Origin of the sequence: Dactylosporangium sp. NPDC005572 (assembly GCF_040605515.1) — a bacterium.
Taxonomy (GTDB): Bacteria; Actinomycetota; Actinomycetes; order Mycobacteriales; family Micromonosporaceae; genus Dactylosporangium.
Map to the genome: position 1 here is coordinate 41,223 of NZ_JBEXCY010000046.1, position 23,765 is coordinate 64,987.

17 protein-coding genes and 1 pseudogene are annotated in these 23,765 nt (G+C 70.4%); 10 read left to right on the plus strand and 8 right to left on the minus strand.

All coding sequences use genetic code 11. From position 1 onward, the window contains the following. Window positions 1–58: 58 nt before the first annotated feature. Complete coding sequence (locus ABZS66_RS22985; protein WP_354760762.1) at window positions 59–475, plus strand: hypothetical protein; 417 nt, start codon at window positions 59–61, stop codon at window positions 473–475. Next, window positions 462–872 (plus strand): ester cyclase, encoded by a 411-nt coding sequence (locus ABZS66_RS22990; RefSeq protein WP_354760764.1) that lies wholly within the window; start codon window positions 462–464, stop codon window positions 870–872. The genes ABZS66_RS22985 and ABZS66_RS22990 overlap by 14 nt, the downstream gene beginning before the upstream one ends. Before the next feature lie 157 nt (window positions 873–1,029). Here the strand turns inward: ABZS66_RS22990 and ABZS66_RS22995 are convergent, their stop codons facing one another. The 4 genes from ABZS66_RS22995 to ABZS66_RS23010 form a co-directional block, all read right to left on the minus strand. Beyond that, complete coding sequence (locus ABZS66_RS22995; protein ID WP_354760766.1) at window positions 1,030–1,281, minus strand: hypothetical protein; 252 nt, start codon at window positions 1,279–1,281, stop codon at window positions 1,030–1,032. Window positions 1,282–1,537: 256 nt separating this feature from the next. Next, complete coding sequence (locus ABZS66_RS23000; RefSeq protein WP_354760768.1) at window positions 1,538–2,167, minus strand: hypothetical protein; 630 nt, start codon at window positions 2,165–2,167, stop codon at window positions 1,538–1,540. Window positions 2,168–2,297: 130 nt separating this feature from the next. Next, window positions 2,298–3,575 (minus strand): MFS transporter, encoded by a 1,278-nt coding sequence (locus ABZS66_RS23005; RefSeq protein ID WP_354760770.1) that lies wholly within the window; start codon window positions 3,573–3,575, stop codon window positions 2,298–2,300. A 135-nt stretch (window positions 3,576–3,710) separates the two neighbouring features. Next, a complete protein-coding gene (locus ABZS66_RS23010; protein ID WP_354760771.1) occupies window positions 3,711–6,644 on the minus strand; it encodes a S8 family serine peptidase in 2,934 nt (977 codons plus the stop codon). Between the two features lie 382 nt (window positions 6,645–7,026). Between ABZS66_RS23010 and ABZS66_RS23015 the strand changes: the two genes are divergently transcribed. After that, window positions 7,027–9,243 carry an esterase-like activity of phytase family protein gene (locus ABZS66_RS23015; RefSeq protein ID WP_354760773.1) on the plus strand — a complete coding sequence of 739 codons (2,217 nt, stop codon included), beginning with the start codon at window positions 7,027–7,029 and terminating at the stop codon, window positions 9,241–9,243. 148 nt (window positions 9,244–9,391) lie between these two features. Continuing rightward, window positions 9,392–10,837 carry a plasmid pRiA4b ORF-3 family protein gene (locus ABZS66_RS23020; RefSeq protein WP_354760775.1) on the plus strand — a complete coding sequence of 482 codons (1,446 nt, stop codon included), beginning with the start codon at window positions 9,392–9,394 and terminating at the stop codon, window positions 10,835–10,837. Between the two features lie 37 nt (window positions 10,838–10,874). On the opposite strand, the gene ABZS66_RS23025 is transcribed toward ABZS66_RS23020, so the two are convergent. Genes ABZS66_RS23025 through ABZS66_RS23035 form a run of 3 tightly spaced genes read right to left on the minus strand, consistent with a single transcriptional unit; the run spans window position 10,875 to window position 15,566 of the window. After that, window positions 10,875–13,997: a DUF87 domain-containing protein gene (locus tag ABZS66_RS23025; protein WP_354760777.1), complete on the minus strand. Its 3,123-nt coding sequence runs from the start codon at window positions 13,995–13,997 to the stop codon at window positions 10,875–10,877. Beyond that, window positions 13,994–14,593, minus strand: coding sequence for a hypothetical protein (locus ABZS66_RS23030; protein WP_354760779.1), 600 nt, complete (start codon window positions 14,591–14,593; stop codon window positions 13,994–13,996). Before ABZS66_RS23030 ends, ABZS66_RS23025 begins: the two co-directional genes overlap by 4 nt. Next, the gene (locus tag ABZS66_RS23035) at window positions 14,577–15,566 is read right to left on the minus strand and encodes a DUF559 domain-containing protein (protein WP_354760781.1); all 990 of its coding nucleotides are present in this window, start codon (window positions 15,564–15,566) and stop codon (window positions 14,577–14,579) included. Before ABZS66_RS23035 ends, ABZS66_RS23030 begins: the two co-directional genes overlap by 17 nt. A gap of 276 nt (window positions 15,567–15,842) precedes the next feature. On the opposite strand from ABZS66_RS23035, the gene ABZS66_RS23040 reads away from it, so the two are divergent. Further along, a complete protein-coding gene (locus ABZS66_RS23040) occupies window positions 15,843–18,335 on the plus strand; it encodes a BREX-1 system adenine-specific DNA-methyltransferase PglX (RefSeq protein WP_354760783.1) in 2,493 nt (830 codons plus the stop codon). Here ABZS66_RS23040 and ABZS66_RS23045 read toward each other — a convergent pair. Continuing rightward, entirely contained in the window at window positions 18,300–20,600 is a 2,301-nt protein-coding gene (locus tag ABZS66_RS23045) for an Hsp70 family protein (protein WP_354760785.1), read from the minus strand. The genes ABZS66_RS23040 and ABZS66_RS23045 overlap by 36 nt on opposite strands. A gap of 133 nt (window positions 20,601–20,733) precedes the next feature. Here ABZS66_RS23045 and ABZS66_RS23050 point away from each other — a divergent pair, with 133 nt between their 5' ends. The 5 genes and pseudogenes from ABZS66_RS23050 to ABZS66_RS23070 form a co-directional block, all read left to right on the plus strand. Continuing rightward, on the plus strand, window positions 20,734–21,195 hold the full coding sequence (locus ABZS66_RS23050; RefSeq protein WP_354760786.1) for a hypothetical protein: 462 nt from the start codon (window positions 20,734–20,736) through the stop codon (window positions 21,193–21,195). A gap of 73 nt (window positions 21,196–21,268) precedes the next feature. Beyond that, window positions 21,269–21,982, plus strand: coding sequence for a hypothetical protein (locus ABZS66_RS23055; protein WP_354760788.1), 714 nt, complete (start codon window positions 21,269–21,271; stop codon window positions 21,980–21,982). 74 nt (window positions 21,983–22,056) lie between these two features. Then, a complete protein-coding gene (locus tag ABZS66_RS23060; RefSeq protein WP_354760790.1) occupies window positions 22,057–22,656 on the plus strand; it encodes a TIGR03086 family metal-binding protein in 600 nt (199 codons plus the stop codon). Window positions 22,657–22,737: 81 nt separating this feature from the next. Then, window positions 22,738–23,112, plus strand: a pseudogene (tnpA, locus tag ABZS66_RS23065) (IS200/IS605 family transposase); the annotation flags it as partial. 7 nt (window positions 23,113–23,119) lie between these two features. Beyond that, on the plus strand, window positions 23,120–23,765 hold a 646-nt coding region (locus tag ABZS66_RS23070), incomplete at its 3' end, for a transposase (protein WP_354760792.1).

Genomic DNA, 23,765 nt, shown 5'->3' on the forward strand with positions numbered 1-23,765 from the left:
AGTCAGTAGATTGATATTCTACCTTGGGGGGACCATGGTGTCAGGGAGAAAGATATCGGTGACGGCGGTGGCGCTGGTCGCGGCGATTGCCGCCCTCGCTCTGGGCCGGGTGATCTGGCCCGATCCCCCGGGCGCGGCCACTCCGCCGCGGGACCTGCTGCCGCTCTTCTTCGTGCTGTCCGTGCTCGAGGCGATGGCCTTCGGCGCCGGCGTGGCGTTCCTGTGCTTCGGCCTGGCTCCGCTGCGGCGTCTCGGTGCCGGAGCTGCGCTGACCTGGGCCGCGTACGTGAGCATTTCGTTCATGCTGCTCAGCTGGTGGCCGCACGACAACCTGCACCGCGTGCTCGGCCACGCCGACTTCGCGGGACTGGCCCAGCTCGAGTACCTCTTCCACGTGCCGCTCATGGCGGGTGCCGCCGTCGTCGCCGGGTTCTTCCTGCGGATCAGGCGGGCAGGCGACCATGTCCCAGCGTGAGCAGCTCATCCGCGGCCTCTACCGCACCATGTTCGAGTCCGGCGACGTCACGCTCGCCGACCGGGTCGTCACGCCCGGGTTCGTCGACCACGCCGCACCGCCGGTGCCCGTCCCGGCCGGGCCTGACCAGCTGCGGGCGGTCGTGAGCTACCTGCACTCGGTGCTGGCCGACATCCGGTACGAGATCGATGACGTCCTCCACGACGGTGACCGGGTCGCGTACCGGGCCGCCATGTCCGCGACCCAGATCGGCGAGCTCTTCGGCTTCCCGTCATCGGGTCGCAGCTTCCGTATGCAGCAGATCCACATCGTCCGGTTCGACGGCGACCTCATCGCCGAGCACTGGGCATGCCGTGACGACCTCGGCGCCCTGCGCCAGCTCGGCCATATCGCCTGAGTCCCGGACAGGCGGCGGCTGGCGGCCGACCCGAGCCGCGCCGGCCGTTCGTAAAAGCAGCCTGGCCTGCCGACGTTGGTCATTGTGACCGAGTGCCGTCGGAGGCCAGGCTGCTGTTCAGATTGGATACGGCCACCGCCGCCTTGACGACCGCCGGTCAGACGGCGGCGAGCGACGGCGCCAGTGCCCGGGCACACATCTCGCGCGTCCAGGTGATCCGGTCGAGCGCGACTTCGGGGTGATCGCCGAACTCCTGCGCGGCCCGGGCGTAGCACTCGTCCGGTCCGAGCCGTTCGAGCGTGCGGTCGACGGCGTCGCGGACCGCGGCGTCGTCCAGGTCGTAGGTCTTCGGCGCGTCGGAGACGAACAGTGCCATGCACAGCACCGGGTTGACTTCGCGGATCGTCATGGCGGATCACCTGCTCACAGTGGGGTGTGTTGCATCCACGTTCTCTCGAACCGGCAAGCGACGGCTTCGACGCCACCTGCACTGTCCGGCTCCCGGTTTCCGCACCCCACGGATACCTGCTGGCCCCCATGCCCGACTCACCCCGCGTCACCTTCCCGGGTGGGTCATGGGCCCGGTGGCGCCCGGCGCGACTGCGGCCGTCCACCAGGTGCCGGAACGGCTCCTGGCGGTCGCGGAGGCGTGGAACGCCGGGAGTTCAGGCCCTGGCGGACGTGACGTGCGCGCGGATGCGGTAGAAACCCTTGGTCCACCCCTCGACGATCAGTTCGAAGGTCGAATTGAAGGCGGCGATCCTGGGCCCCTTCTTGCCGAGTGCCGTGGTCGACAGCGCCGTGCCGCTCAGGTCGGCGAGTGACCACCCGATGAAGTCGACGGGAGAGCCGCACCGAAATGGCAGGTTGCTGTAGCTGGCGATCGAGTAGGCGTCGTAGCCGACCACTGGGTCGTCGTTCACGAGCTCGACGAGGAAATCGACCTTGGCGGGATCCGTCCGCACCGCCATGCCGTTGACCCGCAGCTTGATTCCGTAGGGCGTCGTTTTGTAGGAGTAGTCGGCTACGTGGTCGGCGTCGTTGTGGTCGCGGGTTCTGGTGTTGTAGACGTACGTCCCGGTGATGGTGTCGCCCGGTTCGACATCAGCGCACAGGACGCCGGCGGTGTCGATGACCTCGTCGACAACGGCCTTGATGGTGATTGAAACGAGCTTGGGTGGGGCGGCGACGGCGGTCGATGCGCTCGTGAGAACGAGCGCTGCGCTCGCAAGTGCCGACAATGCGGTGATCGAGGCGGTCGAGGCCGCCCACCGGCTGATCTTCGAAGCAGACAAAGGAAACCCCCGCGGAAACGTTGTGACGGCGCGGCGGCCGCCTCACCGACGGTAGCGGGGGAGGCTTTGGTGTATGGGCAGATTTCGTTGGGCGGCCGGTGTGAAACTTCGGCGACCGCGGATCACACCGTCAGGGCACCGAACGGATCCGCAGTACGAACACGCTGCCGAGCAGGGTCACCACGGCGGTCAGCACGTACAGCACGGGATAGCCGCCGAGGTGCACCACGATCGGCGCCGAGAGCGCCGGCCCCAGCACCTGGGGCGCCGAGTTGGCGATGTTGATGACGCCGAGGTCCTTCGCCCGGTTGGTTGCCTGCGGCAGCACCTGCGTGATCAGTGCGGCGTCGACCGCCTGGTACACGCCGTACCCGGCGCCGAGGACCGCCGCCGCGACCACGGCGACCGGCCACGACGGCCAGAACGCCAGCAGTAGCGCGGCGGCGGCCATCACGATCCCGGACCAGATCACGAACACGCGCCGGCGGCCGGTGCGGTCGGAGCGCCGGCCCGCGAACACGGTCGTGGCCATGAGCGCGACCGTGTAGACCAGGATCAGCACGAGCAGGCCGGTGTCCGGGTCGGCCAGCCGCACCCGGTCCTGCAGGAAGTACAGCAGGTAGAGGGTGCCCAGCGCGTTGCCGAGCTGCACCAGGAACCGGGTGATCCAGGCCCACGCGAAGTCGGGGTGCCGGCGGGGGCTGACCCAGAAGCCGGCCAGGGAGAACCGGGGCCGATCCGCGCGCTGGAGCCGGTCGTCCGGAGTGAGCAGCACGAACGGTACCGGCAGCAGGACCACGAGCACCGCGAGCGCGACGTAACCCGGGCCGGTCCCGGTGACGATCGCGGTGACCAGCACGACGCCGAGGACCACCCCGAGCACCTGCGGGATGCCGACCCAGCCGGACACCGCCCCGCGCTGGTCCACCGGCACCCGGTCGGGCACGGCCGCGGTCAGCGTCGCCAGCATGGTGTTGAGGCAGGCCTGCGCGGCGACCCAGCCGAGCGCCACCCCGAGCACCGTGTCCTGCCGGGCGAGCAGCAGCAGCGCCGCACCGGCCAGCACGGCACCGCCGAGGGTCCAGCCGTGGCGGCGGCCGAAGCGGGCCGTGGTGCGATCGGACAGCGCCCCGGCGAGCGGGTTCACCACGACGGCCGCGGCGGCGCCCAGCGCCGTGACGAGGCCCAGCATGCTCTCCTTGTCGCCGGGGCTGATCGCCTGGATCTGGTTGGGCAGCAGTACCTGGATCGGGGTGAAGAACCCCATCCACACGGCGAGGTCGGCCAGCACGAGCAGGGCGATCCAGCGGGGTCGCACCCGCACGACGGGCTCGGCGAACGGCGCATGCACCGCGGCGGCGGTCTCGGCGGTCGGTGCCGAAGGCGGGGTCGGCGGCGGCTCCGGCATGGCGGACTCCCACGAGCTTCAGGAAATGCGAGAGGTGCTCGCGACCATAGCCCTGATCGGTGGTGACCTCAACGGCTCAGGCGACGCGAAGGGCCCGGCAGCCGCGGCTGCCGGGCCCTTGGTGTGCGGCGAGGGTCAGCCCACCGTGATGTAGCTGACGTTGGTGGCACCGGCGTAGGAGATCACGCCGAAGTACCGCTTGGCTGGGTCGAGCCCCGTCCAGGTCGCCGTCAGCGTCACCGGCACACCGGCGGTCACCGCCGGGTTGCTGACGCTGAGGTTGCCCGCGGCGCTGTTGGGCACCACCCAGTTGCTGATGGCGTACGACGTGGTGCCGCCGGGCGTGGCGAAACCGTTGACGTAGACGTCGTACGTGCCGGCAGCCGGCGCGTTCAGCGTCGCCCGCTCGTCCGCCGAGCCGGAGGCCGACAGGCCCACCAGCGTGCCGCCCTTGTAGACGAACAGGTCGAGGTCGGCCGTCTTGTCGTTGGAGACAAGGTCGAATCGGGCCGCCTTGGTGCCCTCCGGCACCGTGACGTGGTAGACCTTCGTGCCCGCGCCGACAACCGGGTTGGCGGTGTCGAACGGTCCGGCCGCGACGCTGTCGGCAACCGGGGCCACCCCGACCAGACCGGCGACGGAGGTGCCCAGCGCGGCCGCCGTCGAGCCGGGCGTGACCGGGTAGGTCGTCGAGCCGGCCGCGATCGTCCCGGTCACGTCACTCGGCGCCTTGACCGCCACGGGCCGCAGCGCAATGGGGCTGCGCACGCTGTGCTTGCCGTCCGACCAGGTCAGGTTGCCCGTGGCCCAGGCACCCAGCGGGGTCGTGGTGCGCGTGAACGTGACCGTGAAGGTCTGCGTCGCGTTCGGCGCCAGCGTGAAGCTGGACGGCGAGACGACAGCGGTGAAGCCGGGCACGTCGGCCGTGGCCCTGTAGGTCGCGGTCGTGGTGCCGACGTTCTTCACCGTCCGGGTCACCGTCTGGACGCCGGCCAGCCCACCGATGGCGATCGAGGCCTGGTTGAGGTCCGGGCCGGCGACCGGCGGCAGGGTGTCGAACGGCGGCGCGAACTGGACCCCGAGGCTCACCATGTAGCTGCGGTAGTCGTTCGGGCCGGCCGGGTACACCAGGCCGGGGTCGGCCGCACGGTTCGGGTTCACGAAGCCGGCGCCCTGGGCGAACGGGCTCGTCGTCGTCTTGGTGTCGACGGCCGACGTCATGAGCGCGGACTTGATCTCCGACGGCAGCCAGGTGGGGTGCAGCTGCTTCATGAGCGCGCCGACGCCCGCGATGTGCGGCGAGGACATCGAGGTGCCCGAGTAGAAGTCCCAGTCGCGGCCGTGGTTGCTCGGCGGCGCGACCGCGGCGACGACGTCGTTGCCGGGCGCCGCGATGTCGGGCTTGAGGATGTCGCCGTCCGTGGTCGTCGACGGTCCCCGCGAGGAGAAGTCGGTGATCTCCGGGACGTCCGGCGCCGCCGCCAGCTCCGCCGGGGTCAGATCCACGATGCTCGCGGTCGCGCCGGCCGTGGCCGCGTACGCCTTGACCGCGGCACCGTCGACGTCGTTCAGGTGGACCGACGGGATCGGGTGGTAGTCGCCGTTGAGCGAGTTCGGGCTGGTGTTCGTCATCACCATGCCGACGCCGCCGGCCCGCTTGACCTCGAAGCTCTTGTCGATACGCGCGTTGACGCCCCGGTCGCAGATGACCACCTTGCCGGTGACCTTGGCCGGGTCGAGCGTGCCGTCGAAGCAGAGCTTGGCGTCGTTGTCGCTGGCACCGGCCAGCTTCCCGCTCAAGGCGGTGATCAGCGGCGCCGGTGTGTTCAGGGCCGAGGTGGTCGACGCACCCACGTACCGCGCGCCGTTGCCGAGCGCGACCGTCCGGTACGCCTTGCGGAACGTGGCGGCGGCGACGGTGGTGACCCACGGCGCGGGGTGGTCCAGGGTGCTCGCACCCGGGCCGTTGTTGCCGGCCGAGTTCGCCACGAAGATGCCGACGTTGGACGCGGCCCGGAACGCCTGGGCCACGGAGTCGAGCACCGACGACTCGGACGAGCCACCGATCGAGTAGTTGATCACGTCGACACCGTCGAGGACGGCGTCGTTGATCGCGGCGACGCTGTCGGAGTTGAAGCAGCCGGCCGTCACGCCCGGCTTGCCCTCCCAGCAGACCTTGTACATCGCGATCGAGGCGGCCGGCGCCATGCCCGACGCGGTGCCGATCTGCTTGCCGTCGATGGTCACCGTGACACCGGCGTTGCCGGCGGCGGTCGAGGCGGTGTGCGAGCCGTGGCCGGAGCCGTCGCGCGGCGACAGGTAGTCCTCGTCGGCGATGTTCTTCTTGCCGAAGCCCTCGACGTAGTACCGGGCGCCGACGAGCTTGTTGCCGCACAGCGACACGGGGAAGTTCTCACCCGCGACGCACCCGCCGTGCCAGTTCTTCGGCCGGGGGTTGATCTTGGCGTTGGCGAACGAGGGGTTCTCGGGCCAGATGCCGCTGTCGATGACACCGACGACCACGCCGGCACCGGCGTTGGCCTGCCCACCCGCCTGCGCCCACACGCCGCCGGCGGTGTTGAGGCCGAGGAACTCCGGCGAGGCCGTGGTGTCGACGTGCGACACCTGGTCACGCTCGAGCGCGACGACGCCCGGGGTCTTCGCGAGGGCGGCCGCCTGAGCCTTCGTGAGGTCGGCGGCGATGCCGTTGTTCGTGACCGTGTAGTCGTAGATCTTGGTGGCGCCGACCTTCGCCAGCGCCGCGTCGTGCTTGCTCGTCAGGTGCGCCCGCCACGCCTGGACCGCCGCGGAGTTCGGGTCGAGCTTGTTGCCCGCCTTGGGCTTGGTGGCCTTGAACCCGGGGTTGTAGCCGTCGTAGCTGCCGACGGGGTCGTCGGCGAACGAAACGATATAGCGGCCGTCGCGGTAGCCATTTGAATTGCCTTGCGTCGATGCCGCATTGGATGATGCCGCGTTGGATGTGGTCGCGGCTGCGATACTGCCCGCGATGGCGAGAATCGGGAGTGCGGCCAGGCTCGCTCGCCGCACTCCCTTCGACCTGAAGATCATGTGGTTCTCCTCAGCGGTGCTGATGCCCAGGTTGGGGCACGTCGCATCATGACTAAGGAGACGATGACTGTCCATACTGTGCACGCTGCGGAAGCGTTGCCGAAACCAAATCGGCACATTCACCAATACGTGGCCGGAATCGAGTAACGCAGGCGGGCCCTGATTCGCTCTTTCAGTGGGAAGCTGTGCGAACCGTCGAGCGAGTGGTGACCCTCGCGGTTTGCGATGGGGGAAACGCGGGAATCGTACTTTGCAAGGATCAGACGGTAAGCGACGTCTCCATGGTGCCGATACCGGTCGCGGGGTGGGTTCATGATCGACTCACCCCGCGTTCACCGGCGCGACCGTCCGGCGTCGTCGCATCGTGACAACGTTTGAGTGCATGTCCCATCGCAAGTTTCTCGTCGTGCTCACGGCACTGGCGATCTCCTCGGCCGGGCTCATTCCCGGCAGCGCCGCTAGCGCGCACAGCCAGCGATCCACGTACTGGGACCGGCAGGCTACCTACCCCGTCTTCGAGAACCGGCCGGCCGGCGAGGACCCCGCCTCCGCCACCGCGGCCGAGATCTCTGCCGTCACCGACGACGGCCGGACGCTCATCTACACCGACGCGCTCGCCAAGCGCATCGGGTTCCTCGACATCTCCAAGGAAAGCAAGCCGAAGGGCCTCGGCACGCTCGGCGTCAACGGCGAGCCGACCTCCGTCACCGTCCGCGGCGACTACGCGCTCGTCGTCGTCGACACCAGCGAGAGCTTCACCAACCCGTCCGGAGTGCTGCACGTCGTGCGCATCAAGGACCGGAAGGTTGTGCGCACGCTCGACCTCGGCGGCCAGCCCGACTCGATTGCGTTGAGCAAGAACAAGCGGTACGCCGCCATCGCCATCGAGAACGAGCGGGACGAAGACGTCAATGACGGTGACCTCCCGCAGGCACCGGGCGGGTTCGTCCAGATCGTCGACCTGCCGTCGGACAATCCGGCCAAATGGTCCGTCCGCAAAGTCGCGTTCCCGGCAAGTGAGCTCAAGGGCATCACCGCGCCGGAGGACCCGGAGCCGGAGTACGTCTCCATCAACGATCGCGACAAGCTCGTCGTGACCCTGCAGGAGAACAACGGCATCGTCGTCATCGACCTGCGCTCCGGAAAGATCGAAAAAGCCTTCAGCGCCGGTACCGCCACCGTCAAGGGCATCGACACCGCGAACGACGGCAAGATCGACCTGACCGGGCAGATCACCGACGTCCCGCGGGAGCCCGACGCCGTCGCCTGGGTCGACGACCGCTACGTCGCGACCGCCAACGAGGGCGACTGGAAGGGCGGCACCCGCGGCTGGACGGTGTTCGACACCTACACCGGCAAGGTCGTGTGGGACGCCGGCAACACGTTCGAGCAGCTCGCCGTCACCTATGGCCTGCACAACGAGGACCGCGCCGACAACAAGGGCGCCGAGCCCGAGGGGCTCGCCATCGCGACCTTCCACGGCACGCGGTACGCCTTCGTCGGGTCGGAGCGCAGCAACTTCGTTGCCGTGTACGACCTGAGCAACCCGGCGAAGCCGGTCTTCAAGCAGATCCTGCCAACCACGAACGGGCCGGAAGGGCTGCTGCCGATCCCCGGCCGCGACCTGCTCGCGATCTCCAGCGAGGAGGACGACGCTTCGGTCAACGTGCGCTCCAGCGTCACCCTCTACGAGCTGGGCAACGACAAGCCCGGCTTCCCGAGCGTGATCAGCCCCAACGGTATCGGCTGGGGCGCGCTCGGCGCCCTGAGCGCGGTGCCCGGCAAGCCGTCGAAGTTGTACTCCGTGACCGACGCGGCGTACACGCCCACCCGCATCCTCACGCTCGACGCCGGCAAGGCGCCGGTCGAGATCACCACCGAGCTGGTGGTCAAGGACGCCGCGGGTGCGCCGGTCGGCTACGACGCGGAGGGCATCTCCGCGCGCCAGCAGGGCGGCTTCTGGCTCGGCGTCGAGGGCGCCAACGGTGCCGGCAACAAGCTCGTGCGCCTGGACCGGGACGGGCGCACGGTCGAGACGGTACAGCTGCCGCTCGAAATCACTGCCGGCCTGGCCAAGCAGGGCATCGAGGGCGTGTCCGCCGTCAACGACCGCAACGGCGAGCACGTCTGGGTCGCGCTGCAGCGCGAGCTGAGCACCGACCCGAAGGGCGTCGTCCGCATCGGCCGGTACGACGTCGCGACCAAGGCCTGGACGTGGTACGGCTACCAGCTGGAGTCCACGACCACGCCGGGCGACTGGATCGGCCTGTCCGAGATCGTCGCCGTCGACGGAAACACGCTCGCGGTGATCGAACGCGACAAGCTCAACGGCCCCAACGCGAAGATCAAGCGGGTCTACACGGTGACGGTGCCGCGGACCGACCCGCAGCCCGGCACCCTCCCGGTGCTGCCCAAGCGCCTGGCGGTCGACGTCCTCCCGGCGCTGCGCGCGGACAACGGCTGGACCCAGGAGAAGCTCGAGGGCCTGACCATCGGCGGTGACGGCCAGGTCTACGCCATCACCGACAACGACGGCGTCCAGGACGCCACGGGCGAGACGGTCTTCCTCCGCCTCGGCCCGGCCCGCAAGGTCTTCTGACGGCAGGGCGCCGCCCTCGGGGTCACCGAGGGCGGCGCCTATCGTGACCTCCGTGCTCAGTCACGACGCCGAAAACTGCGCAATCATGGTCCGCGCGCGATCGCTCGCCGGTTGGGTGGGCACCGGCAAACCGGTGACACCAAGATCCGTGCTGCGTCCCCGCGACGTCCCCGCCGTGGCGGCCGCGATCGGCATCACGCCGCCGGACCGTACCCGCACCGCGGCGGACATCGAGGCGCTGCACCGCCCATGGACGGCGGCGCAGGCGATCGGGCTCATCACCGTCGACGGAAGCCGGGCCGTGGCGAAGGCCGCCACGGTCGCCGATCCGCTGGACGCCTGGTGGAGCGCTTTCCTGGCGGTACTGGAGGCCGAGTCGAACGACCGTCGCGGTGAGGGCGCCGTGGTGCTGTGCCGCGCCCTGCTGCTGATGCTCGCCGACGAACCTCCGCCGTCGGTCGAGGAGCTCGAACAGCGGCTTCCCGAGCAGCTCATCTACCCGCAGCTCGGCGCGGCGTGGAACGCGTTCCGTCGTGGGGTCGACCCGGTCGACGCGGCGCTCGACGCGCTGGCGGAGTTCGGCGCTGTCGATGCCGACCACCGGCTGACAGCACTCGGCCGGTGGGCGTGCGACCGCTTCGCCGCGGCGACACCGCCGCCGATCACCCCGGACCTGCCGGCGGACGACCTGCTGGCCAGGGCCGCCCGGCTGCCCGAGCCGGACGGCTGGCACGCCGCGCAGCGCTGGCTCGCCGATCGGGACCTGGAACAGGCCGCTACCGAGATCCTGGCCGCCGCCGCGGACGCGACCCCCGCGGCCCGGATCTTCGGCGCCGACCTCGTCGGCGCGCTGGGCGAGAAGACCCGGCCGGCCTGGCAGGCGGCCCTCGACCGGCCCATGCTCGCGCCGCACGCCCGTTCGGTGCTGGGGCTGTGGGACGGGACCGACCTCGACGAGACGGACCGCCGCTGGCTGGCGGTGGAGTGTGCGCTGGCCGTGGACGACATCGAGGAGGCGTACCACCGCGTGGACGACGCCGGCGGGATGGCGATCGTCGCGGCCAGTACACATCCCGGCGCGCCCGGCCTCCACGAGGCGCTCACCGCCGCCGGGCGTCCGCCACGACGGGTGTACCGGCTGAAGGTCGTCCTGTCCGACCTCGATGTGCCGGTGTGGCGGACGTTGCGGGTGCCGGCGACGATCACCCTTGACGTCCTGCACGCCGCGATCCAGGCGGCCTTCGACTGGGACGACGACCACATGCACCTCTTCGAGTCGGGCCGCGACCGTTACTCCGACGGCGCCTTCGCGCTCGACGACGCCGATGAGGAGTCGGCGGTACGCCTGGTCAAGGTCATGCCGGACAAGCGCGCGACGATGACGTACGTCTACGACCTCGGCGACTGGTGGGAACACCGGATCACCGTCGAGCGGATCGACGAGCTGCCCGACCCGGACGCCGCCGTCACGATCGAGTGCGTCGCCGGCCACGGCGACGCCCCCATCGAGGACTGGGATCCGCAGGACGGGCCCGCCACGACGCCGTTCGACCCGGACGCGATCAACCGCGAGCTGGCCGAACTGTTCAGCTAGGCCGCCGGCCCGGTCACAGGCCGGCGGCCGTACGGCTTCAGCTCGCTCGGGCCCGATCGAGGACCTCTTCGGTCGTCAGTGGGCTCTTCGGGTGGTGGCTCAGGCACAGCGGCGTGCGGACCTTCGCGAACGGCCGGCCCTCCAGCGCCACGTAGAACTCGCCCGTGCGCAGCTGGGACACGCCCGGTACGTCGCCGCCCTTCGCCCTTGCCATCTCCCGCGCCGCCTCGATCTGTACCGGGGCGTTGAGCAGGCCGTAGCACTGGGTGGCGGCGTTGCCCGGGATCTGGTTGTGCAGGCCCTTCGGGGACTGCGTGGCGAACATCAGGCCCAGGCCGTACTTGCGGGCCTGCGACGCCAGCGCGAGCGTGCTCTTGGTACACGCCGTCATCGCACCCGACGGGGCCAGCGTCTGGGCCTCGTCCATCACGAACAGACCGCCCAGCGGGCGGTCGCCGGCCGGGTGCTTCTTGATCCAGGCGAACAGCGCCATCTGCAGCTGGTTGACGAAGCTCTGCCGCTGCTCGTCCGACTGCAGCCCGATGAGGCTGATCACCGAGACGCGGGCCCGCTTGCCGGCCGGCGGCGTGAGCAGCTCGCCCGGGTCGACGGCCTGACCGGTACCGCCGAACAACGGGTCGATCACCATCGCCGCCGTCAGCGTCTGGCCGAGCTCGGCCGCGATCCTGCCCGCGTTGGCCAGGTCGCTCACATACGGCGGCAGGTCGTCGAGCAGCTCCGCGAACCCGCGCAGCGTCGTCTCGCGGTGGTGCCGCGCGTAGTGGACGAGCGCCTCCTTGAGTACGGCCCGGCCACGCTCGGCCTTGACCGTCCTGCCGTCGACCTTCGCCCGCGGCGCGAGCGTGGCCAGCGCCGCCTCGACGGCCGCCTCGAACTCGTCCGGGTCGTTGAGGAAGCTCTGGAAGTCCGGCAGCGGCTGGAAGCTGATCGGCCGCCCCGCCTCCCGCCGCGGCGTGTACACCACGACGTCGGTGTGCTCCAGATACTCCTGGGCCTTGACGGCATCGCCGTCGCGCCACCCGGCCGGGTGCTCGGGCCACGGATCCCCGAGCCGCGCGAGGTCGTTGTTCGGGTCCAGCACGATCGCGGACACGCCCTGCAGCGCACACTCCTCGACGATCCGCCGGATGAGCACGGTCTTGCCGGATCCTGACCCGGCAAAGATGGCCATGTGTTTCCGCAGGGCTTCCAGGTGTACCACCACAGCTTCGTCACCCTCAAAGGCCCGCCCGAGGCTGAAGACCGACCCGGTCAACTGCGCCTCGGTGGCCTGCGGTGGCGGCGCCTCGGGCATGGCCAGGTCGGGCGCCGGCAGGTCGGCGGCGGCGTCGGCAAGGGCCTTCTGCAGGAACGAGACCGACTGCGTCGGCTGCCGTGCGATCAACCAGGCGCTCAGGTCCGCCGGCGGACTCGCGAGCAGTTCCTTGAGCGCCGCGAGGATCCTCAGGTCGTCCTCGGTGACGGTGAGCCGCACACCACCGGCCGCCTCGAAGCTCGCGACGACCTCCCGCATCTTCGGTGACGTCGGCCAGGCGCTGTTCCGCAGCAGGAACAGCTTCCGATGCCCGACACCGCTGGCGATCCCGGCCTCGGTCAACGCGGTGCGGACCCGGTTGAGCACCGCGTTGGTGTGGTAGAGCGTGGAGATCCCCCGAAACCCCCAGTGCGCCTCGACCTCGGTGGCATCGTCGAGCGTGCGCCGCAGCCGCGCATGCAGGGCAGGCTTGGTGCTCGGCGGCGGGTCCTGCTCGAAGTGCCTCCCGCCCTCGCCACGCTCCATGATCCACGCCTGCAGCCCGGCCGACAGCAGCCCGGGCAGCTCGACATCGTCGGCATAGTCGGCGAGGGCCCGGCTCACGTCCGCGGCCTGCTTGAGTTCCTCAAACCGCTGATCGATCGCACCCAGAGTCGGCGCCGGCGGACGGATGATGGGCGGCGTGCTGTCGTCCGCAACGGTTGGGTCGAGGGAGGTCATCACGCGGACCTCACCGTCCCGGACGCAGCCCTTGACGTGCAGGTCGACATGCTGCAGCAGCTGGCGCGGCATGAAGTCCATGGCTTTGTCGAAGGCGTCCGGGTGCACCGGCCAGGTCGGGTACGGCGGGGTGAAGTCGACCGTGCGGTAGTGCGCCTCCAAGCGCTTGGACACCAGCGCTTGCCCCACGGCAGGAGACGGGATGCGGCCGAGGACCTGTGTGGGCATGAACCGGTCCTGGACCGAGGCAATCGCGTACTTCTTGATCACCTCCCACGTGGCGTGCTGAGCGGCGACCACGGTGACCGTCTTGCGGGTCGTTTCACGCAGCGACATCAGGCCGTTGGTGATCTGGTCGAGGAGCAGCGAGTCCTGCCACTCGGCGTCCTGCTGGTTCTGCATCGCCTTCACGAGCGGTGCCAGCAGGCCGTCGATCTGGTCCACCGCGATCACCGACGGACCCGTCAGGGACAGCAGCCAGGAGATCTCATTGACGATCTTCTCCGGTGGGTACGCGCCACGGGGCAGGCCCCAGGGAGCGCGCTCGCCGGGCTCGCACTCGTCACCGGAGAGCAGGAAGTTGTTGCCGATCTCGCGTGCCTGGAAGTCCCCGGCGTTGTACATCACCAGCGCCCGGGCCGTGTGCCGGCACTCCATCGCGATCTGCGGGTTGAACCGGTCCAGTGCCTCCAGGAACGCCGTGATGGCCGGTCGGTCGAGCGGTGCGTCGCCGATGACAGCCTGACGCGCCACGAACGGCACTCCGGTGAGCAGCGTGACCCGACTCAGGAACGTCCGCAGTTGGGTCTCCTGGTCGTCGATCCGCCGGGCCAGACCATTGATCATCGAGTGGGCGACGCTGTGCCAGAACCGGGTGCCCTCGAGCAGGCTGACCAGGAAGAAGTAGCCGTCCTGGCGCTGCACCTTCTCGCGCACCCAGCCGAGCAGGTGCGTCTTGCCCGATCCACGCTGGCCCTGGACGACCAGGCCGACCGGGCTGCCGCCGTCGGCGTCCCGAGCGTCATCGATCTTCTCAACGATGGCTCGGGCGACGTCGCGGTGCAGGGTGTCGACATGGAACTCCGAGCGCTTCCAGACGTCGTCCTGGGTCGGTACCAGCTTGATGCGCAGGCCGGTCAGGGCCTTGAGCTCGGTGTCGCTCATGGCTCGATCGCCAACACGTGCTGGTCGCGGCTGCCGATCCGCACTGCTGCGTCACGGTCCCGCTGCGTCAGGGCCTTCTGGTTCGTCTCCTCCTCGATCTGCACTCCGCGCATCCGGGTCATCAGAATCAGTACACCGTCGACGTCCCGCCGCGGGATGCTGCCCAGCTCCTGGCGGACGTCGGCCAGCCCGACCCAGCTCCCGTCGGGATCGGCCAGCTTCCGGTACGCCCGGCGAATGGCCTGCTCGATCTCGTCAGCTGGCAGTGGCGAGCCCGTCGACTCGACCTGAAGATCGCCGAATACTTCCGCCAGAGTGGTCCCGGTGCGGTCCAGGTAGCGCTCGAGTCCGCCCAGCACGGCGTACAGGGCGTGCCCGGCGGAGCCCGAGTTCGGGGGTACCGCTCGGGTCAGCTCCTCACGGCACCAACGCCAGCCCTCGTCCGCGAGGGTGAAGAAGAACATGTTGCGAGGGCCCTTGCGGCACTCGATGAGCTTGTTGTCGATCAGCTTCTGCCGGGGCTTTCCGGTCAGCGTGAGGCCCGGCGCGTACTTCTCGCTGATGTCGCGGTTGGAGAGTTCAGCGTTTTCTGCCATCAGAATGAGCAGGAGTGCTCGTTCCGGCAGGGACAGCTTCAGTTCCGACATGCGTGACCCCCTTGTGAGCGCCGGCTCGGCGGCCGGCGAGGAACTGTTCGATCTGCCGCAGCACCAGGTCTCGATGGGTGAGGACCTGGTGGTTGGTGAACCGCAGCACCGCGTACCCGTCCAGTTGGAGCAGCACGTCGCGCTGCCGGTCGGCGGCGAACCGCGCCGGCTGGCAGTGCTCGGCGCCGTCGATCTCGACCATCAGGCGTTCGGCGCGCCAGAGCAGGTCGACCCGGATCGGGTTGGTGAGCGGGTGGGGCTGGTACGTCTGGTTCCACTCGCGGTCCGCGGCCCACGCGAGCGGAGCCAGTGAAGCCTCCAGCAGTTGTTCGGCGCGGCTTGCCGGGTGTGGCCGGCCCGCGATCGCGGGGTAGCTGACCGGCTCGTCTTCGAGCGGCTCGCCGACGTCCACCGGCGCGGCGAACCGCACGACCTCCACCGCGTCGGTCCTCGGCAACCAGCCGGTGAACCAGATGCCGAAGCCGGCGTCGCACAGCCACCGGCCGGCCGCGGCGAGGGCCTGGTCCGCCTCGTCGTCGACGCGGATGAGGATCGCGGTCCGGTGGCGCCCGTACGCGTCGGCGATCACCTTGGCGAGCTCGGCCGCCCGGACCTCAGGGCTGTACGGGCCGGTCAGGCCGGCGCGCCGGCGCAGCGACCGCTCGGCGAGGTCGGCCAGGAACGGCCCGAAGTGGCCGCGGGCCTGCGCCGCCTTGAGCGCGATCGACCGTACCGCCGCCGCACCGGCCCCGGCGGCGCTGTCGATGTCCGCCGCCTCCGGCAGCCAGGCCGAGAACAGCTCGCGGGCGATCCGGTCCAGCTCGATGAGCAGCGCCGCGACGACCGTCGCCGCGCGCGGCCGCGGCGGCGCGGTCCACCGCACGATCGCGGGGGCGTTCGCGGGCAGCGGCTCGATCAACACGCTCAGCAGGTCAGGATGAACCCCATCGATGCCGATTGGCCGATCCAAAGGAAGATCCGCCCAGGACTGCGTCACCACCAAACCTCCGCTACCAGCGATTTTCCTGGGCCTCCAGCAGCGGAGACAAGGGTGAGCCGGTCCGCCCGATGCGCCGTATGCGCGAAAGGATCAACCAGACCGCGCATCCATTCCGGCTGGCATTTCTGGTACAGGACGGTGGCGCACCGGGTCGGGATCTCCCGCCCCGCCGACCTCGGCGCCGTTACGCTGGTGCCGGTGAGCACCGCCTCGTTGAAGCGTTTCGCCGCGAGAGCGCGTGCCCTGCTCACGGCCGAGTTCGGCGAGCCCGGGGCGTACGACTGGTTCAGCCGGATCGTCGCGCGGCGATTCATGGAGGCCAACGGCTATACGACGACAGTGATCGATGTCGTCGGCGCGCGGGTGGTTGTGGACGAGGCGGCGCTGGTGCTCACGCCCGAGGTGTGCCGGGACGTCGAGGTTGTTGGATGGCTGCACCAGTTCTACGGCGCCGAGCGCAAGGATGAGGTGTTCGCCGGGATCGGGCAGGGACGCAAGGCCGGGGCGGCCGAGATCCCGGCGGCGACCCAGCTGTTCACTCCACAGTGGATCGTCCGGTACCTCGTGGAGAACTCGCTCGGGCGGCTCTGGCTCCTGAACCGGCCGGACTCCCGGCTGGCCGAACGGATGCCGTACTACATCCCTCCGGTCGAGCCGGAGACCGACTTCGTCAAGCTGGAGAGCGCCGAGGAGCTGCGGATCCTGGACCCGGCCTGCGGCGCGGGGCACATGCTCACCTACGCCTTCGACCTGCTCTCGGCGATCTACGAGGAAGAGGGATACGAGCCGGCCGCGATTCCGGGGCTGATCCTCTCGAAGAACCTGTACGGCGTGGAGATCGATCCGCAGGCCGCCGCGCTCGCCGGGTTCGCGTTGCGGATGAAGGCCGGGCAGGACATCGCGCCGAACATCCGGGTCATGGACGCCGGCACGTTCGGCTCGCTGCGCCGCGAACCCGAGGACGAGCGGCGGTTTCACGTCGTCGTCGCCAACCCGCCCTATCTGTACGCGAGCAGCATGGGCGCGACGCTCACCGCCTGGCTGCGGACGCACTATCCGAACGCCAGGGCGACGCTCGACGTCGCGTTCATCGAGCGGGCGCTCGAGCTGGCCGTCGAGAACGGCTACGCGGCGCTGGTGACCATGCAGAGCTGGATGTTCCTGTCGTCGTACAAGGCGTTCCGGGAGCAGCTGCTGGACGGCTGCCGGATCGTGACGATGGCGCATCTCGGCACGCGGGCCTTCGACGCCATCAACGGCGAGGTCGTCTCCACCACCGCCTTCGTCATGCTCAACCAGCGCGACGTGTCATCGAAGGGTGTGTACCTCCGGCTCGTTGCGGGGAACTCGGAGGTGTCGAAGGCGGCGATGCTGCGCAGCGGCGCGGCGCGGTTCGAGGTGTCGGGCCGCGACCTGCGGCGGATTCCGGGCGCGCCGCTCGCCTATTGGCTGCGGCACCGGGACGTGTTCGCCGGTGAGCGCATCGGGCGGCGGTTCCGCTCCGGTGGGCGGACCAAGACGCACGACAACGAGCGCTTCGTCAGGTACGCGTGGGAGGTGCCCGTCGACTCGGACCGCTGGGTGCCCTACTCCAACGGCGGCGGAGCCCGGAAGTTCTACGGCCTCATCGCCCAGGTCGTCGACTGGTCGCCGGCGGCGCGCGCCCACTACGCGCAGCACGGCGGCCTGCCGAACGCCGCCTACGCGGGCCGGCCGGGGCTGACGTGGTCGATGGTCGGCGGTACCGGATTCCGCCTGAAACCGGCGACGGCCCGCAACAGCTCCGGCTCGCCGACGCTGTTCACGGACGACGAGGAACTGCTCTACGCGACCCTGGCGCTGCTCAACTCGTCGTCTCACGCATACCTGTTGCAGGCGCTGAACCCGACGGTGAACACCGAGGTCGTGGACGTGCTCGCCCTGCCGGCGGTGCCCGCCGGGGCACTCAGGCGGCTGGCCGAGCTGGGGCGGGCCTCGGTCGCGCTGTACAAGGCCGACTGGGACACCTCCGAGACCAGCCTGGACTTCCCCGGTTCGCCGCTGCTGGCGTACGGGGTGGGGTCGCTGGCCGAGGCGGTGTCCCGGCTGGAGGCGGACGCCGACCGGCGGCGGGCCGAGATCGCCGAGCACCAGCGGGAGATCAACCGGATCGCGGCGGCGAGCCTGGGCCTGACCGGCGAGGTCGCGGTGGATGTGACCGACGCGCCGCCGAAGCGCGATCCGGTCCGCGACCTGGTGTCGTTCGCGGTGGGATGCATGCTCGGCCGTTTCCGCGCGCCGGAGCACGCCGACGTCGTCACGGCGGACGACATCGGTGAGCGTTTCCGCGCGTTTCTGCGCGCGGCGTTCGGCGAGGTCGAGCACAACCTGCGCTTCGTCGAGCGTGCGCTCGACAAGGACATCCGCCGGTACTTCGTGAGCGACTACTACAAGGAGCACGTCAAGCGGTACAAGAGACGCCCGATCTTTTGGATGTTCTCCAGCCCGAAGCACACCTTCAACGCCCTCGTGTACGCGCACCACTACACTCCGACGGCCGTGCTCGACCGCTATCTGCGCGAGGCGAAGAGGGAGCCGGAGTACGAGGACCGTCTACACGCCGCCCAGCAGGTCGACATCGACCTCGACGACGGCGTCAAGGTCAACTACGCAAAGCTAGGCCGGGTCCTGCGGAGGGTTTCCGGGCTCTGAGGCGATCTGCCAGATCCGCAGCTTCGTGCCCGTGATCGCCAGGCGGAGGCCGTCGGGGTGGAACGCGATCTTCCTTGGGTTCGACACTTCGATCGTGCGTAGCAGCGCGCCCGTCTGTGCGTCCCAGAGGCGCACCTGCTTGTCGTTCACTGTGGCGAGCCAGCGGGCGTCGGGGCTCAGGGCCATCGCCTGGACTCCCTTGCCGTGGCGGACCTGGACCAGGCGCTGGCCGGTCGTGGTGTCCCACAGCGCGGCCGTGCTGTCCCACGACGCGGTGGCCAGCCGGGTGCCGTCGCGGTTGAACGTGATCGCTGTGAGCTGGCTTTTGTGTTGTACCCCGAAGAGTCGCTTGCCCGTGTCGAGGTCCCACAGCGTGCCGAAGCGGTCGCCGCCAGTTGCCAGGCGGGTGCCGTCGGGGCTGAGCGCCAGGCATCGGACCACGCTGTCGAGCGGCAGGTCGCGGTGCCGCGCGCCGGTGCCGGCGTCCCAGATCGTCAGCTTGCCGAAGCGGTCCGGGCCGGGGCTGGACCACAGCCCGGTGTTGGCGGGGTCGCAGGCCGTCACGATCCAGCGGCCGTCGGGGCTCAGCGCGAGGTCCTTGACCCGGGTGCCCGTGTCGAACCGGAGGAGCCGCTCGCCGGCGGCGAGGTCCCAGACGATGACCCGGCCGTCCTCGTTGTTGGCGGTCACGAGGTGGTCGCCGGACGGGGTGAACGCGAGGGCGTCGGGGCTGTTCTTGTGTTTCGTCCGCGCCCGCAGCGTGCCGGTCGTGGCGTCCCAGACGCAGACGTCGAAGACGTCGTCGGCGGCGAACCACCGTCCGTCGGCGCTGAAGGCCGCATGATCGGCGAACGACACACCGAGGGACAGCAGCCGCTGGGGCTCTTCGAGCAGTTCTGGGAGGTCCGGTGGTACCGGTGCCGGCTCCCGGGTCGGGGCCACGGTGGCCAGCCAGTCGCCGGCGACGGCGCTCGTGCCCGCCGGGGCGTGGATCGCGGCCAGGGTGCCCGGCTCGTCCGGGGCGGTCAGGGTCCACAGCAGGCCGTCGCGGGTGCGGACCACCGCCAGGTCGGCGCCGGGCTCGTACCCGGTGCCGGGCTCGGCCAGCCACCGCAGTACCGTCGCCATCTCCCCGGGCAGGTCCCACTGCAGCGGCAGCAGGTCCGGCCCCGGCGGGGAGGGCGCCAGGCGGCGGGCACCGGCCCGGCCGGCCAGCGCCGCGGCGCCCTGCACGACCGCGAGCTCCGGGTCCTCCGCCCAGCGGGCCGGCACCCGCAGCGCTTCCGCGACGGTCTCGCGGACCGCGGGCATCCGGGAGGTACCGCCGACCAGCAGTACCCCTGTCAGGCCGCGCGGGTCGACGCGGCACTGGCGCAGCAGCTCGCGGCAGCAGTCCACGGTCCGCTCCAGCAGCGGCGCGACCAGGGCATCGAGCTGCGGGCGGTCGAGGCGGTACGGCGGCGCGAGCGGCGTGACGAAGTCCTCCACCGTCTGAGCGTCGGTGAGCTGGTGCTTCACACCGCGGACGAAGTCGGCCAGCTGGAGCCGCATCCGCAGCCCGCCCAGGCCGTCCGCCCCCAGCGTCTCCGCGAGCGCGGGGCCGCCGGATGCGCGGACGTGGCCCGCCAGCAGCGCGTCGATGTCGCGCCCGCCGCAGTCGTCGAGCGCGGCGTGCCCGATGATCTCGTGGACGCCGTCGTCGCCGCAGCGGACCACGGCGGCATCGAAGGTGCCACCGCCGAAGTCGTACACCAGGACGACCTGCCCGGCGCCGAACCCCGCACCGGCGACCGGGGCGAATGCCGCCGCGACCGGCTCGGCGACCAGTTGGACCTCCGGGAACCCGGCCGCCTCGCCCGCGGCGACCATGAGCGCGCGTCTCGGATCGCCCTCGCCGTAGGAGGCCGGAACTGTCAGCAGCAGCCGGTGCACCGGGTCGCCGTGCAGCTCGGCGGCCCGGTCGCGGAACACTTCGAGCACCGTGGCGACGAGCTCCTCCGGCGCGTACGTGCGCTCGCCGAGCGGTACCGGCAGCGCCTGCCCGAGGTCGCGCTTGAACTCGGCCCGGTACCCACCCGGCTCGGCCCGCTTGCGCCGCTCGGCCGCGGTGCCGACGAGCAGCCGGTCGCCCTCCAGGGACACCGCCGACGGCCACGAGTACAGCCCGCTCGACGGCTCCTTCAACAGCCGCACCTGCCCGTCGACGACCAGCGCCGCCGAGGAGGCCGAGGTGCCGAAGTCGACCACGAGCGCCGCGTCACTCATGCCACCGTCCCTTTCGCCGGGTGTCGTCCACCGTAGCGATGAGATCCCCGGACAGCCTCGGATGTTCCGGCGAACTTCCCCGCGGTCGGCGAGGCGACAGCGTCCGGTTCGAGGTTGGTCGATCATCGGCGCCATGACCTGGAGCCGGGGTGCCGGTATCACGATCATCGCCTTTGCCGTCGTTGCGCTCGTGTGCAGCACCGGGCTGCTCACGGGGGCGATTCCGGCCAGCGGGGGCGGGCCGGGCACCACCCGCAACATCGCGCTCATCGTCGGTGGGGTCGGGATCGTGGCGCTGCTGCTCGGGCTGCACGCCCGGCGGGCCTTCCTCCGCGCGCAGCGGGTGCTGGCCAGCGGCGTGCCCGGGATCGCGGAGGTCAGCAAGGTCCGTGAGACCGGGACGGAGTACAGCGGGGTGCCGCAGCTGGAGCTGGAGCTCGTGGTCACCACCGAGTCGCACGGCACGTACCGGACCACCGTCAAGGATCTCGTGCCCGCGCTGCGGTTCGCGCGGCTGACCATGGGCGGTGCGGTGCCCGTGCGGGTCGATCCGGACAACCGCGACCGCGTGCTGCTCGACTGGGACCGTGAATAGGTAGCGATACCTATCGCAGGGTGAGTAGCCGCGCGCATGTCTGAACGGCGCGTCGAGCCGCACCATCGACACCATGGCGAAATGGTGGGGAGTTGTCGTGCTGGGTGGCGCCGCCACCCTGCTGTTCGCGTGGCTCGGCAAGCTCGCGGGAGTGTCCGTTTCGACGCTCGTTTCGGTCGGTGCGGCGCTCGCGGCGCTCATGTGGACGGTCGTGCTCGTCACGCTGCCGTGGAACCTGTACTTCGACGCCCGCCGCATCGTTGCCGAGAATGCGATCTCGCGGCAGCGCGGCATCGACGTCCCTCAGTCGCAGGACATCGAGGCCGCCCGCATCGCCCGGTGGATGCTGCGCTTCGCCATCGGCGGGCACCTCGTCACGGCCGCGGCGACCGCGCTGTTCGCCCTCGTCTCGGGGGAGCTGGTCGGGTACTGGCTCGCCGGCTTCTACCTGCTCTCGACCGCGCTGCGGCCGGCCGGGGCGTACTTCGCCCACCTCCGCGAGCGGGTCACCTCGCTGCGCCGGGAGAGCACCCACCCGCGCGACGACGTCGTGTCCATGAAGGAGACGGTCCGCGAGGTGAAGACCGCGATCGAGGCGCTCCAGCAGGAGCTCGGCGACGTGCAGGAGCACACCGCCCGCCTGGAGGACGGCCAGCGCGAGCAGCGGCGGGCCAACGAGCAGCTCGCCCGGCGGATCGAGACCACGATCGACGGCATCAGCGACCACCAGGAGCTGCTCACCGGCATGCGGGCGCTGATCCGAATGATCCGATCCGAGCCGGCCTAGCTATTGGAATGGAACGTTCCGTTCTGCTACAGTGGAGGAGTAGGGGACGAGCGAGCACTTGGGGAGTCACAGTCATGAACGAGCAGCTGACCAGCACCTGGCCGATCCTCGACGAGGCGCACCGCGCCCTGCGGACCGTCGTCGCCGGCGTCCGCGACGGCGACTGGGAGCGGCCCACGCCGTGCTCGCAGTGGAACGTCACGCAGGTGCTGCAGCACGCGGCCGGCGACCAGCTCGGCTTCGCGGCGACGATCACCGGCAGCGGTTGGCCGGCGTACGACCCGTTCGCCCCGGACGGTCACCTCCACGGCGCCGACCCGGCCGACTTCGCGGCGGTCACGATGCGTGCGGCCGCGGCGGCCTGGGCCACGATCCCGCAGGACGCCACCGACGCGCCCACGCCGCTGCCCCAGGGCCGGATGGCCGGCTGGCTCGGCGCGGGCGCCTGCGCCCTCGACGCGGCCGTGCACGCCTGGGACATCGCCGTCGCGACCGGGCAGCCGTCGCCGCTCACCCCCGAGCTGGCGCGGGACCTGCTGGTCGTCGCCCGCGAGCTGGTCGAGCCGCTGCGCCAGTGGGGCGCGTACGCGGCGGTCGTGTCCGGTGCGGACGGTGACGACGACGTCGACGAGCTGCTGCGGTACCTCGGTCGCGACCCCGAGTGGTACGCGTAGCGCGCAGCCCCCGGCTAGCCGTGGGGTAAGCCCGTCAAACTCCGTACGGTCAGTGGATTTCGCAGTCCTGTTACTGTCGGTCTGTCCGTTACGGCGCGGTCGAACAGCGATGTCTTCCACGTGGTGTGGTGCCCGAAGTACCGTCGGCATGCTCGGCGGCTGGAGCTAGGAACGGCTCGAGCAGATCGTCTGCGAGGTCGTCGACGAGAAGGGGGCGTGGCTGGTGGCCGTGGAAGTCGTGCCCGACCCGGTCCACCTGCTGGTCGAGGTCGACGATCAGTTCGGCGTCCACGCCGGTCACAAGCCGTCGAGGGCCGCACCTTGCGAGTATTGCGTGAGGAGTTCCCGTCCCTGCGCTTGCGGCTACCGACGCTGTGGGCCAAGTCGTGCTTTGTGGCGAGCATCGACGGCGCGCCGCTGGTGGCGGTGCAGCGGTATGTCGAGCGGGCAGAAGGGCCGCTGAGTGTTGACCGGTCGCCGCTACCTGCTCGCCTTTACCGGGGAGCAGGCCGCCTTCGCCGAACAGGTGGGCGCGATCTGCCGGGCAGTGTGGAACACGGCGCTGGAGCAGCGCCGGGAGTACCGCCGCCGTGGTGCGTTCATCGGCTACAACGAGCAGGCTCGGCAATTGGCCGAGGCAAAGAAGGACCAGTACTGCGGGTGGCTGGCTGAGGCCCCGTCGCACACGTTGCAGCAGACGTTGCGTGATCTGGAGCGGGCCTGCAAGACCCACGGGACGTGGAAGGTGCGGTGGCGGTCCAAGGCGCGAACCGCGGCGTCGTTCCGGTTTCCCGACCCCAAGCACTTCGCGGTGCGCCGCCTGAACCGGCGGTGGGGAGAGGTCCGGTTGCCCAAGTTCGGCCCGGTCCGGTTCCGTTGGACCCGCCCGCTTGGTGGCGCGATGCGGCACGCCACCGTCTGCAGCGACGGTGGCCGCTGGTACGTCTCGTTCTGCGTCGAGGACGGCGTGGCCGAGGTCGTCCCGAACGGAAAGCCACCGGTCGGTGTCGACCGGGGCGTAGCCGTCGCTGTGGCCACCTCTGACGGTGACCTGTACGACCGGACCTTCGCCACCCGCGGCGAGATGGCACGGCTCAAGCGGTTGCAGC